The sequence below is a fragment of the Amycolatopsis sp. NBC_00348 genome (genome assembly GCF_036114655.1).
In the GTDB taxonomy this organism is placed as follows: Bacteria; Actinomycetota; Actinomycetes; order Mycobacteriales; family Pseudonocardiaceae; genus Amycolatopsis.
The window spans coordinates 5,402,972-5,413,860 of sequence record NZ_CP107994.1; the positions used below are offsets into that span (position 1 = coordinate 5,402,972).

At 72.3% G+C, this 10,889-nt stretch carries 10 protein-coding genes; 5 read left to right on the plus strand and 5 right to left on the minus strand.

Annotated features, from left to right (window positions below):
- Positions 1–103: 103 nt before the first annotated feature.
- The 4 genes from OHS58_RS23035 (at position 104) to OHS58_RS23050 (ending at position 5,359) form a co-directional block, all read left to right on the plus strand.
- On the plus strand, positions 104–1,240 hold the full coding sequence (locus tag OHS58_RS23035) for a hypothetical protein (protein WP_328643969.1): 1,137 nt from the start codon (positions 104–106) through the stop codon (positions 1,238–1,240).
- 60 nt (positions 1,241–1,300) lie between these two features.
- Positions 1,301–1,918, plus strand: a complete 618-nt coding sequence (locus tag OHS58_RS23040; RefSeq protein WP_328643970.1) for a DUF998 domain-containing protein — start codon at positions 1,301–1,303, stop codon at positions 1,916–1,918.
- 97 nt (positions 1,919–2,015) lie between these two features.
- The gene (locus OHS58_RS23045; protein ID WP_328643971.1) at positions 2,016–3,248 is read left to right on the plus strand and encodes a thiolase family protein; all 1,233 of its coding nucleotides are present in this window, start codon (positions 2,016–2,018) and stop codon (positions 3,246–3,248) included.
- The gene (locus tag OHS58_RS23050; RefSeq protein WP_328643972.1) at positions 3,248–5,359 is read left to right on the plus strand and encodes a 3-hydroxyacyl-CoA dehydrogenase NAD-binding domain-containing protein; all 2,112 of its coding nucleotides are present in this window, start codon (positions 3,248–3,250) and stop codon (positions 5,357–5,359) included. The genes OHS58_RS23045 and OHS58_RS23050 overlap by 1 nt, the downstream gene beginning before the upstream one ends.
- 61 nt (positions 5,360–5,420) lie before the next feature.
- Here OHS58_RS23050 and OHS58_RS23055 read toward each other — a convergent pair whose 3' ends face one another.
- Together OHS58_RS23055 and OHS58_RS23060 are read right to left on the minus strand one after the other, a co-directional pair.
- A complete protein-coding gene (locus tag OHS58_RS23055; RefSeq protein ID WP_328643973.1) occupies positions 5,421–5,939 on the minus strand; it encodes a permease-like cell division protein FtsX in 519 nt (172 codons plus the stop codon).
- Between the two features lie 8 nt (positions 5,940–5,947).
- A complete protein-coding gene (locus OHS58_RS23060) occupies positions 5,948–6,658 on the minus strand; it encodes a GntR family transcriptional regulator (RefSeq protein WP_328643974.1) in 711 nt (236 codons plus the stop codon).
- An 84-nt stretch (positions 6,659–6,742) separates the two neighbouring features.
- Between OHS58_RS23060 and OHS58_RS23065 the strand changes: the two genes are divergently transcribed.
- Positions 6,743–7,474: an SDR family oxidoreductase gene (locus OHS58_RS23065; protein ID WP_328643975.1), complete on the plus strand. Its 732-nt coding sequence runs from the start codon at positions 6,743–6,745 to the stop codon at positions 7,472–7,474.
- 3 nt (positions 7,475–7,477) lie between these two features.
- Here OHS58_RS23065 and OHS58_RS23070 read toward each other — a convergent pair whose 3' ends face one another.
- From OHS58_RS23070 to OHS58_RS23080, 3 genes are read right to left on the minus strand one after another with little or no spacing between them, the layout of a single operon-like run.
- Entirely contained in the window at positions 7,478–8,602 is a 1,125-nt protein-coding gene (locus OHS58_RS23070; RefSeq protein WP_328643976.1) for a sensor histidine kinase, read from the minus strand.
- Positions 8,599–9,276, minus strand: coding sequence for a response regulator transcription factor (locus tag OHS58_RS23075; protein ID WP_247049032.1), 678 nt, complete (start codon positions 9,274–9,276; stop codon positions 8,599–8,601). Before OHS58_RS23075 ends, OHS58_RS23070 begins: the two co-directional genes overlap by 4 nt.
- Positions 9,277–9,311: 35 nt before the next feature.
- Complete coding sequence (locus tag OHS58_RS23080; protein ID WP_328643977.1) at positions 9,312–10,826, minus strand: PucR family transcriptional regulator; 1,515 nt, start codon at positions 10,824–10,826, stop codon at positions 9,312–9,314.
- Between the last annotated feature and the right edge of the window lie 63 nt (positions 10,827–10,889).

Genomic DNA, 10,889 nt, shown 5'->3' on the forward strand with positions numbered 1-10,889 from the left:
CACTGGAGTGGTGAAAGCTCTATCGTGCGGCCATCTCGCACCGGCCGCCGGGGCGCGTGTCTGCGCCCATCTGACCACCGACAACGGACCTGACTGCTTCCGCGTGCTCACGGGCGTCGCGACCCGGTACGACCTGCTGTGCGAGGCGTGCGCCGACCTCGACGCCCCCGAACTGCTCGACGCGTGCGCCGGCTGCTTCGACCGGGCCGAGGCCGACGCGGACCTCGGCTGGCGCGGCACCCCCGGAATCCTCCGGCACGACCGGGACCTCGGCGGTGCCTGGACGACGACGGCCTGCCCGGTCACCCCGCTGAACGACCACTGCCTCGCGCCCCTGCCGGACGGCTGGCTCGCGCTCACCGCGGAGGGCCTGGTCGAGATCGGCGGCGAACCCCGGCCCATCGGACCGGTCGACGTGCCGCCGGAGCCACCCGGAGAATGGGCGGGTCACGTCCGTGGACCGGCCCTGTACACGAGCGGCGACGGCCGGTTCGCCGCCGTGGTCACCGACTACGGCCGATACGGCGCGGTCGTCGACCTCGCCTCCGGCGCGGTGACCCTGGCACTGGACCGGCAGGACTACCACGCCGACACGACCCGGTTCCCCGTCGCGTTCCTCGACGCCGGCGCCGGCCCGCTGGTCGTCGCGGCCACCGGCTGGAACCGGCTCGACGTCTTCGACGCCGCCACCGGCCGACTGCTCACCGACCGCGTCACGAGCCATGAAGAGAACCCCGAGCACTACTTCGACTACTTCTTCGGCGCGCTGCGGCCGAGCCCGTCCGGGCGCGTCCTGCTCGTCGACGGCTGGGCCTGGCACCCGGTGGGGGTGCCGCTGGCGCTCGACTGCGAGGCGTGGCTCGCGGGTGAGCGGCACGCGCCCGAACACGGTCGCATGCTCGCCGACCGCGGCTACTGCTGGAACCGGCCGATGGCCTGGATCGACGAGAACACCGTGGCGCTGCAAGGCATCGGTGAGGACGAGCCGATGCTCGACGGCGTCGAGCTCCGCGACGCCGGGGCCGACCGCCGGATCGGGATGTTCGCCGGGCCCGCCGGCCAGATGTGGGGTCACCGCGGCCTGCTGTACGTCACCGCCGAGGCCGGGTTCGAGGTCTGGGATCCCGCCGCCGGCGCCCGGATCGGGTTCGCCGCGGGCTTCCGGCCCACCGCGCACCGCGACGGCACCTTCGCCGAGCTGGGTAACGATCGGCTGCGGATCTGGTCGTCCGCTCGGTAACGACCCTCAGACTCCGCCGCCGGTGTGCCGATGAATCACGGACGACTCCCGGAGGCGGCCATGACGACGGCGACCACATCCCCGCAGACCACGCTCGTCCACTCCTACCTCTACCTGCGGCGCGCCATCGGCCTGATCGGGCTCGCGCTGCCGCCCGTCCTGATCCTCGGCAAGCAGCTCGCGGACGGCGGCGGTCTCCTCGGCTCGCTCAGCGGCTACTACTACACCGACGTGGGGAACGTCTTCGTCGGCGCGATGTGCGCGGTCGGGGTGTTCCTGCTCGCTTACTACGGTCACGACCTCGTCGACAACGTCGTGAGCACCGTCGCGGGCCTCGGCGCGATCGGGGTCGGGCTGTTCCCCACCACGCCGGGCGGCGACGTCTCGGGCTGGGACCGGACCGCCGGCGTCCTGCACCTCACGTTCGCCACGGTGTTCTTCCTGAGCCTGGCCTACTTTTGCCTGCGGCTGTTCCCGCGCGACGGCGAGCACTCCGCACAGCGAGGCACCTTCTACCGCGCCTGCGGCGTCGTGATCCTGGCCTGCCTGGTGCTCATCGTGCTCACCAGCGCCCTCGGCCTCGTCCCGGCGCTGCACCCGGCACTGTGGCTGGAGAGCGTCGCGGTGTGGGCGTTCGGGCTCGCCTGGCTCGTCAAGGGACAGACGATGACCCCGTGAGTGTGCCTTACCCCACTCGACCGGGCCACACCACTGGTTACCCACGGGTAACAAGGGCTATCGTGCGCTCACCACCGTCTAACTTTCTGGAGCATTCGTGGCCGCACCAGCAACGCCGCTTGCGCCGAACGCGCGAGGGGTACGCAACGTCGCCTTCGTCGAGGGGGTACGGACCCCCTTCGGCAAGGCCGGCGACAAGGGCATCTACGCCGGGACCCGCGCCGACGACCTGGTCGTCAACGCCATCCGGGAGCTGCTGCGGCGGCACCCGGAGCTGCCGCCCGAGCGCGTCGACGAGGTGGCCATCGCCGCCACCACGCAGATCGGCGACCAGGGCCTGACCATCGGCCGCACCGCCGCGCTGCTCGCCGGGCTGCCCAAGTCGGTGCCCGGCTTCGCCCTCGACCGGATGTGCGCCGGCGCCATGACGGCCGTCACGACCACCGCGTCCGGCATCGGCTTCGGCGCCTACGACATCGCGATCGCCGGCGGCGTCGAGCACATGGGCCGCCACCCGATGGGCGAAGGCGTCGACCCGAACCCGCGGATCATCGCCGACAAGCTGGTCGACCCGACCGCGCTCGTCATGGGCCAGACCGCCGAGAACCTGCACGACCGGTTCCCGGACATCACCAAGCTGCGCACCGACGCGTTCGCCGCGCGCAGCCAGGAGCGCTACGCCGAAGCCGTCAAGACCGGCAAGATCGGCCCCGAACTGGTGCCCGTCGCCACCCGTTCGAAGGAACTGGGCTGGGGCCTGGCCACCGAGGACGAGCCGCCGCGACCCGGCACCACGCTCGAGACGCTCGCCGGGCTGAAGACGCCGTTCCGCCCGCACGGCCGGATCACCGCCGGCAACGCCGCGGGCCTCAACGACGGCGCGACCGCGTCACTGCTGGCCGACGAGGACACCGCCCGCGAGCTGGGTCTGCCGGTCGCGATGCGGCTGGTCGGCTACTCCTTCGCCGGCGTCGAGCCCGAGGTCATGGGCATCGGGCCGGTGCCGGCCACCGAGAAGCTGTTCAAGCGCACGGGCCTCTCCATTGATGACATCGGCCTGTTCGAGATCAACGAGGCCTTCGCCGTGCAGGTGCTGGCCTTCCTCGACCACTTCGGCATCGCCGACGACGACCCGCGCGTCAACCAGTGGGGCGGCGCGATCGCCTGCGGGCACCCGCTGGCCTCCTCCGGCGTCCGGCTGATGACGCAGCTCGCGCGCCAGTTCGCCGAGCGGCCCGACGTGCAGTACGGCATCACCACGATGTGCATCGGCATCGGCATGGGCGGCACCGTGATCTGGGAGAACCCGGCGTTCGAGGGGGCGAAGTAATGACTTTCACCGCTGAAGAAGCGAAGGCCGCGTTCCCCGACGAGGTCGTCACGGTCGCGACGACCCGTCTCGTCAAGGTGCCTGGGCTCACCAAGCCGGTCGCCCTGATCACCCTCGACAACGGCCACGACCACACCCGGCCGAACACCTTCGGCCCGCAGGGGCTCGTGTCGCTCGACACCGCGCTGGACAAGGCGTTCGAGGCCGAGCCGGCCGCGATCGCCGTCACCGGCAAGCCGTTCATCTTCGCCGTCGGCGCGGACCTCTCGGGTGTCGAGTCCGTCGCGGACCCGAAGCTGGCGCGCGAGATCGCCCAGACCGGGCACGACGTCTTCCGCCGCCTCACCGAGACGAAGATCCCGACGTTCGGGTTCGTCAACGGCGCGGTCATGGGCGGCGGCCTCGAGCTGGCGCTGTCGTGCCACTACCGGACGCTCTCGGAGAACACCGCCGCGATCGCGTTCCCCGAGGTCTTCCTCGGCCTGTTCCCGGGCTGGGGCGGCACGCAGCTGCTGCCGAACCTCATCGGGCCGGACGCCGCCGTCACGGTGATCATCGAGAACGCCTTGGCGCAGAACAAGATGCTCACCGTCAAGAAGACGGCCGAGCTGGGCATCGTCGACGCCGTCTTCGGCTCGGCCGACTACCTCGAGCAGTCGCTGCTGTGGCTGGCTCGCGTGGTCAACGGCGAGATCACCCCGGCGCGGCGCGAGATCGACCGCGGCGCGGAGTGGGACAACGCCATCGCGCGGGCCAAGTCCATTGTGGACGGACGCACGCACGGCGCGTCGCCGGGCGCGACCAAGGCCGTCGAGCTGCTGGAGCTGGCCCGCGAGAACGACCTCGACCGCGGTTACGCGGCGGAGACCGACGGCCTCGCCGAGCTGCTCATGTCCGACGTCCTGCGCGCCGGGCTGTACTCGTTCAACCTGGTCAACAAGCGGGCCAAGCGCCCGGCCGGCGCGCCGGACAAGAACCTGGCGCGCAAGGTGAACAAGGTCGGCATCGTCGGCGCCGGCCTGATGGCCAGCCAGCTCGCGCTGCTGTTCGTGCGGCGCCTCAAGGTGCCGGTCGTGCTGACCGACGTCGACCAGGCGCGTGTCGACAAGGGCGTCGGGTACGTCCACGACGAGATCGACAAGCTCCTGGCCAAGAAGCGCGTCTCCCCGGACGGCGCCAACCGGCTCAAGGCGCTGGTCTCCGGTTCGCTCGACAAGGCCGCGTTCGCCGACGCCGACTTCGTCATCGAGGCCGTGTTCGAGGAGCTGGGCGTCAAGCAGCAGGTGTTCGCCGAGCTGGAGCAGCACGTCTCCCCCGAGGCGATCCTGGCGACCAACACGTCGTCGCTGTCGATCACCGCGATGGCGTCGAAGCTGCAGCACCCCGAGCGCGTGGTCGGCTTCCACTTCTTCAACCCGGTGGCCGTGCTGCCGCTGCTGGAGATCGTCCGCGGCGAGCAGACCGACGACGCGTCGCTCGCGACGGCGTTCTCGGTCGGCAAGCAGCTGAAGAAGTCCAGCGTGCTGGTGAAGGACGCTTCGGCTTTCGTGGTCAACCGGCTCCTGCTGCGCTTCCTCGGCGAGGTGCTGGTGGCGGTCGACGAGGGCACGCCGTTCGAGGTCGCCGACGGCGCGCTCGAGCCGCTCGGCCTGCCGATGTCGCCGCTGACGCTGATGCAGCTCGTCGGCCCGGCCATCGCGCTGCACGTCGGCGAGACGCTGCACGAGGCGTACCCGGACCGGTTCACGGTCAGCGACAACCTCGCGAAGTTCGTCAAGGCGGGCAAGAAGGGCGTCTGGGTCTGGGATGCCCAGGGGAACCAGTCGCCCGACCCCGAGGTCGTCGAGCTGTGGACGCAGGGCGACAAGCCGTCGACGGCGGAGCAGGTGCGTGAGCGCGCCCTTTCCGCCATCGCCGAGGAGATCCGGATCATGCTCGACGAGGGCGTCGTCGCCGAGGCGCAGGACATCGACCTGTGCCTGATCCTCGGCGCCGGCTGGCCGTTCTGGAACGGCGGCATCACGCCGTACCTGGACCGTTCGGGTGTGTCCGAGCGGGTGAACGGCAAGCCGTTCCTCGCCCCGGGCGTCGCGTCGGTCCCGGCTTCCTGAGGTAAAGCCGTGAAGGCCTCCTTACCGGCTCTTATGGCCGGGAAGGAGGCCTTCACGGCTTTCAGTACTCGCCCTCGCGCGGGCACTTCGGCGGCGGTGCGGTGAAGTTCAGCCGCGTCGCCGCCTCGTTCAGGTCGTTGACCTGCACCTGGTCGGCGTTCGGGAAGCGGGCGTGCAGCTCCCGGGCCCAGGCGTCCAGGTCCGTGCCGGGCACCGCGAGCAGCGACACCGACGCGGGCAACGCGTCCGGCGTGGTCAGCTGCAGCAGTTCGGGCTGGTCCTTGAAGACGTCCTTGAACCGGGCGAACGCCTCCGCTTTGGTCTGGACGAACACCCGCCGCGCCTTCGGGTCGTCGCGGAACTTTCCCGCGGCGTCCCGCATCTCCTCGTCGGTCCGGAAGTACACCGCGACCGACGCGCAGAGGTTGTGCCCGGCCAGCGGCCCGGGGTTCGTGTCCACCGGCAGATCGGGCGGCCGCAGCAGCGCCGCGACGAAGAACGCCAGCCCGACCCCGGCGGCCAGGGCCGCGACGACGACCGGGACCACGATCCGGACCAGCGACCTCGGTTTCGCGTCCACGCCAGGAATCACAGCACACTCCGCGGTTCGGCGCGCCCCTCCTGCTCGGGCCGGGTCTCGAGGATGAGGTCGGTGGTCAGCCGGATGTGGCCGGCCAGGGCGGCCACCGCACCGTCCGCGTCACCGGCCAGCGCGTGATCGGTGATGGCGGCGTGCTCGGCCGCCGGGTCACGCTCGCGGTCCTGCTCGTCGAGGGCTTCGGACCACCGCCGGTAGAGCTTCGCGCTGTCGCGCAGGGCGCGCGCGATGCCGTAGAGGCGTTCGCTGCCGCACCCGGCGAGCAGGACGTCGTGGAACTCCGCGTGCGCGGCTTCCCAGTCCGGCGTCACGCGCCCGGGATCGGCCGGGTCACGGCGGCGCGTGTTCGCCAGGGTGTAGTGCGCCGCGACGACTTTCGAGCGCCAGGCCAGGTCGTTGCGCTCGACGGACCGCCGCAGCGCCAGGCCTTCGATGTCGACCCGGGTCACGGTCAGGTCCCGCAGGTCCGCCTCGGAGATCGGCGTCACCTGGAACCCGACCTGCGGGCTCGCGCGCACCAGTCCCTGCTCGGCCAGGCGGCTCAGCACTTCGCGGACGAGGCTCACGCTCGCGGAGTACCGCGCGCACAGCGGCCGGAACTTCAGCCGCTCACCGGGCACCAGGACGCCGCCGAGGATGTCGGCGCGCAGCCACTCGTACACGTCGTCGGTGCGGGTCTTCGCGGCAGCGGGCGTCGCCATGGCCTCACCCTACACATCTTCGAGTTCATCTCAGATGTTCGAACATCTCTTGACTTATCGAGAATCTGAATCTAGAACTGGGTCATGACCTCTTCCCGCACCGTCGTCATCACCGGTGGTGGCACCGGCATCGGCGCCACCACCGCCGCCCTCTTCGCCGCGGCGGGCGACACCGTCACCATCACCGGTCGCCGCGAGGACGTCCTGGCCCGCACCGCCGCGAAACTCGGCGTGCGCTACCTGGCTTTCGACGCGGCCGACCCCGGTTCGGTCCGGGCCGCCCTCGACCAGCTGCCCGCGACCGTCGACGTGCTCGTCAACAACGCGGGCGGTAACACCGACCGGCAACGCCCGGCCGTCGAGCCCGGTGACCTCGACGGCGTCGCGGCCGCGTGGCGGGCCAACTTCGACGCCAACGTCCTCACCGCCGTGCTCGTCACGGAAGCCCTGACGCCGCGGCTGGCCGACGGCGCCCGGATCGTCACCGTGGGCTCGATCGCGGCGAAGCAGGGCTCCGGCTCCTACGGCGCGGCCAAGGCCGCCATCGAAGCCTGGAACGTCGACCTCGCCCGGAAACTGGCCGGACGCGGGATCAGCGCGAACGTCGTCGCCCCCGGTGTCACGCTCGACACCGAGTTCTTCCAGGGCACCGTGACCGAAGACTGGGTCCGGGCTCGCGTCTCGGTGGCGTTCGACAAGCGGCCCGGCACGCCCGCCGAGACCGCCGACACGATCTTCTTCTTGGCGGGCAAGGGATCCGGCCACCTCACCGGGCAGGTCGTGCACGTCAACGGCGGCGCGTACACCGCCCGCTGACGCTCAGCCGACGGGCAGGTGCACCGTCACGGCCAGCCCACCGCCGACGATCGGCTCCGCCGCCACGCTCCCGCCGTGCGCCGCGACCGCCGCGCGGACGATCGACAACCCCAGTCCCGCGCCGAACCGGGCCGTGCGGGCCACGCCCGCGCGGCGGAACGGCTCGAACAGCTCCGGCACCGCGGCCGGGTCCACGAGGCCGCCCGACGAGCGGACCCGCAGCACCGACCACTGCGGGCCCGGCTGGGTCGTGACGTCCAGCCAGCCGTGCTCGACGTTGTGGCGCACGGCGTTCTCCAGCAGGTTGCCCGCGATCCGTTCCAGCAGCGCGGGATCGCCGAACGTGGGCGCCGGCGCCATCGTGAACGACGCCCGGATCCCGCGCTGCTCGGCCTCGACGCGGGCCGAGCGCCAGGCGCGGTCGACGACCACCACCAGGTCCACCGGCTCGCGGACGCCGAGGCCCGCGCCGTCCGTGCGGGCCAGCAGCAGCAGCGAGTTGACGAGCTGGCCGGCGCGTTCGGTCGCGTCGCGGACCACGCCGCCCATCCGGCGCAGCTCGGCCACGTCGGCTTCCTCGTCGGCGAGCGTGACGTCCAGTTCCGTGCGGATCACCGACAACGGCGTCCGCAGCTCGTGGCTCGCGTTCGCGACGAAGTGGCGTTGCGCGTCGAACGCGGCCTGCAGCCGGTCGAGCATGTCGTCGAACGTGCCGGCCAGCTCGGCCAGCTCGTCACGCGAGCGGACCTCGCCGATCCGCGCGCCCAGCGACTCGACCGACAGCCGCCGCGCCGTGCCGGTGATCTCGCGCAGCGGCAGCAGCACGCGCGAGGTGAACGTCCAAGCGAGGATCGCCGCGGCCGCCACCACCAGCAGGAACGCCAGGGACCCGAACAGCAGCATCCGGTTGCGGGCGTGCACGCGCAGGTGCTCCGCGAGCGTCGAGGCGTCCACCTGGACGCCGTCGACGACCACGGTGCTGCCCGGCGGCATCTGCGGGACCGCGTCGAGCGAGTCCCGCACCAGCGTCCAGGCCAGCCAGAGCAGCAGCAGGCTGACGGCGGCGACCAGCACGGTCGCCAGCAGGGTGATCCGGGCGCGGAGGCTGCGGGTGCCCGGCAGGTTCACGCGCGCGGCGTGCCGGGCTCCGGCACCCGGTACCCGGAGCCGACGACCGTCTCGATGATCCCCGGCTCGCCGAGCTTCTTGCGCAGCGTCATGACGGTGACCCGGACGGTCGTGGTGAACGGGTCGGCGTTCTCGTCCCAGACCCGTTCGAGCAGCTCTTCGCTGCTGACCACCGAACCGGCGGCCGAGAGCAGCACCTCGAGGACGCCGAACTCCTTGCGGGTCAGCTCGACCGGCCCGCTGGCGCGGCGCACGGTGCGCTTCGCCGGGTCCAGCTCGACGTCACCCGCGGTCAGCAACGGCGGCGCGGCCGGCGTGGCGCGGCGGCCCAGCGCCCGCACCCGCGCGACCAGCTCGGGGAAGGCGAACGGTTTCGCGAGGTAGTCGTCGGCACCGAGCGACAGCCCCTCGACCCGGTCCGACACCGAACTGCTCGCGGTCAGCATCAGCACCCGCGTCAGCTCGCCGGACGCGACGATCTCGCGGCACAGCTCGTCACCGGACATCCCGGGCAGATCCCGGTCCAGCAACACGACGTCGTACCGCGTGACGGCGGCCTTCTCATGACCGTCATCACCCGTGAGCGCGACGTCCACCGCCATGCCTTCGCGGCGCAAGCCACGGGCGATCGCGTCGGCCAGGGGTTCTTCGTCCTCGACTACCAAAACTCGCACCGGACCACAATCCCATATTTTCCTGAGAGTGCCCTTTAAGGACCGTGTGCGTCGGGTGTGGCCGCCCAGCGCAAGGCGAACCACAGCCGCATCCGGGTCTCCGGGTCCGCCAGGTCCACGGCCAGCGCGCGCTCCACCTGGGCTATCCGGTGCCGGACGCTGTTGCGGTGCACGCCCAGCGCCGTCGCGGTCGCCTCCCAGCCGCCGTGGTGGGCCAGCCACGTGCGCACCGTCGGCACCAGTTCCCGGTCCCCCGCCCGGTCGAGGGCCAGCAGCGGTTCCAAAGCCCGGGCCGCGAACTCCCTGGACGCGTCCGGCGCCAGCAGCGCGTCGAAGTCGAGCGGGCCGCTGCCGGCGAGCACCGGGCGGCCGAGGGCCACCGCCCGCTCCAGCAGCAGATCCACCTCGGCCACGGCGTCGGCCAGCCGCTCGGCCGGGACCGGGGAGCCGGCCGCCGCGAGCCAGCCGTGTGCGCGCAGGTCCTCCAAGTCCCCCGGCGAAGGGCCGGTGATCGCCACGAACCGCGGCCCCGGCCGGACCTCGACCAGCGGCGTGTCCAGCCGCGCGCGCAGCCAGTCCGGGCGCAACGCCACCTCGCCGGGCCCGCGGCGGTACGGCGCACCCGCGACCAGCCGGCAGACGTCCGTCCCCAGGACGGCCCGCGCGACGCCGTCGGCCGACGCCCGCCCGAGCAGCAGCCCGGTCGCCGCCGCGCCCAGCTCGGCCGCGTCCGAACCGGCGCGCCCGACCAGGCCGAGCAGGGCCGCGCCGACGGCGAGGATCGCCCGGTCGGCGCTGTCGAACCGGCGGGCGCGGCCGGTCACCACCAGGTGCGACGCCGTCGCCTGCGGGTACACCGGCTGGACCACGACGAAAACGCCGCCCGTCAGCTCGGTCGTCGCGCTGCGGATCCCGCTGCCCGCCCGCACGGTGGCGACCAGCTCACGCACCTCCGGCGGCAACGGCGTCGGCGCGTCGTGGGCCGAGGCCAGCACGTCCCCGGCGCCGACCAGCGCGACCCAGGACCGCAGCCGGTCCGCAAGCGCTTCCGTCAGCTCGCCGAGCCCGCCGCCCGCCGCGCGCGTCAAGGCTTCCCGGGCCGCGGTGATCCGCCGTTGCTCCCGCTGGCCCGCCTCGGTCAGCGCGACCGAAACGGCCCGGTTGATCGCCAGGAACGGCGTCCGCGGCGGCACCACCAGCAGCGGCAGCCCGTGCCGCGCGCAGGCCCGGCGCAGCGGTTCGGGCAGCGTCTCGGAGACGGTCGGGGTGAGCCCGAAGCCGAGCGCCGTCACGCCGGCCTCGCGCAGCCCGCGCACGTACCGGTCGACGTCGTCGGGCAGGTTCACCCCGGCGGTGAGGATCAGCTCCTCGCCGATCAGGTACGGCGCGGGGTCCCGCAGCTCGCTGACGTGCGCCCAGCGCACCGGGGCGTCGAGCGCGCCCGGCCGCAGCGTCTCGGGGACGACGTCGAGCGCGAGCTCCCGGTTGCCGACGACGTCCCGTAACGGGACATTCACTTCGGTGGACCACGGATCCGCGTTCTGGGTCATTACGTCCTCATATCGAGCGAACAGAGGATGGATCGTCCCATGCCGGCGGGGTGGCCCGCGAAC